Raw genomic sequence first — 1,632 nt, 5'->3', positions numbered from 1 at the left:
CCGTATTGGGCGTGTTTTTTCGTTTATATTGGGGAAGGGCGCGCGGACGTCCCGCCGGGGGGCCCGGGGGGACGTCCGGCGCCTCAGACCTCGCGCCTGCGGGCGGCCACCGCGAGCAGCGCCGCCACCAGCGCGAACGCGGCGCCGATCAGCCAGACCGCGACGTAGCCGCCCTCGCTGGGGTCGTCCCGGCCGGCGGGCGCGGCGAGCAGCGTCCCGAACAGCCCGCCCGCGACCGCGCCGCCGACCGTCTTGACGTTGTTGTAGACGGCGGTGGCGACGCCCGTCCGGGACGGGTCGGACGCCTCGGCGATCACCGTCGGCATCGCGCCGAGCGCGGTGCCCAGCCCGAGGCCCATCAGGGTCAGCTCGGCGACCACCGCCCACAGCGCCCCGTGCGCCGCCGCGAACGCGACGAACCCGACGCCGACCAGCAGGAACGAGCCGATCAGCGCGGTGCGGTAGCCGACCTTCGCGGCGATCCGGGCGGTGCACGCGGAGCCCGCGATGCTGGCGATCATGGCGGGCAGCGTGGCGAGCGCGATCGACAGCGAGGACAGCCCGAACCCGTAGCCGGCCTCGTCCCGGTCGGTGGCGAAGAAGGTGGCGTTCGGGGACTGGCCGCCGAAGTAGACCACGCCGAACGCGAACGAGGCGAAGTAGAACGGCGCGACGTGCCGTCCGGCCATGGCGCGCAGGTCCACGAGCGGTTCGGCGGTGCGCAGCTCGACGAGCGCCCAGACCGCGAGCAGGACCAGGCCCGCCAGGGTGGGGACCAGGACGCGCCCGCTGAGCCAGCCGTGGTCGCCCGCCGACGACACCCCGGCGAGCAGGCCGAGGACGGCGAGGCCGAGCAGCACGACGCCCGGCCGGTCGACCCGTCCGGCGGCGCGGGTGACCGACTCCGGGATCGCGACCATCGAGACGGCCACGCACGCCAGCGCCAGCACGGCGGGGACGGCGAGGGCGATCCGGACGTCGCCGAAGACCTTGCCCGCCGCGCCCATCCCGACGGCGCCGAGCAGGCCGCCGAGGGTCAGCGCGCCGACCAGCCGGGCGATCGCGCGGCGGGCGAGGCCGACGGGGAGCCGGTCGCGGATCAGCGCGATCTCCAGCGGCATCAGCGCGACGAGCGGGCCCTGCAGCAGCCGCCCGAGCAGCAGCACCGGGAAGGCGGGCGCGACCGCGCAGAGCACCGAGCCGGCCGCGACGCAGGCCAGCGCGATCCGCAGCATCCGGCGGTGGCCGTGCAGGTCGCCGAGCCGCCCCAGGGCGGGCGCGCAGACCGCCGCGGACAGCAGCTGGACGGACACGACGAGCGCGACGGCGGAGTCGGAGACGCCGAAGGTGTCGCCGATGCTCGGCAGGATCGGGGCGATCCCGGCCTGGAGGAACCCGCTGACCAGTTCGAAGAGCACCAGCAGGCCGACCACGGCGGTGACGGACCGCACCGGCGGCGCGCCCCCCGGCGGGGCCCCCCCCGCGGGGGGGGGCCCCGGGGGGGGGGCCGCGCCGGGGGGCGGGGCGGCCGTGGGGGGGCGGCCCGCCGGGGGGGCCCAGGAACCGCCCCGAGACGCCCCCGGGGGCCCGGTCGGCGCCGGCGCCCCACGCCTCCCCGATCGCCACCAGCGC

General features: G+C 77.6%; 1 protein-coding gene. It reads right to left on the bottom strand.

The window, feature by feature from the left end; translation table 11 throughout:
- Positions 1–83: 83 nt before the first annotated feature.
- On the bottom strand, positions 84–1,451 hold the full coding sequence (locus ABZ914_RS51060; RefSeq protein ID WP_500201776.1) for an MFS transporter: 1,368 nt from the start codon (positions 1,449–1,451) through the stop codon (positions 84–86).
- Positions 1,452–1,632: the final 181 nt, after the last annotated feature.

The organism is Spirillospora sp. NPDC046719 (genome assembly GCF_040645715.1).
Classification (GTDB): domain Bacteria; phylum Actinomycetota; class Actinomycetes; order Streptosporangiales; family Streptosporangiaceae; genus Spirillospora.
Note: the sequence above shows the minus strand (reverse complement) of the source record. Positions and strands in the feature narration are given on the sequence as shown.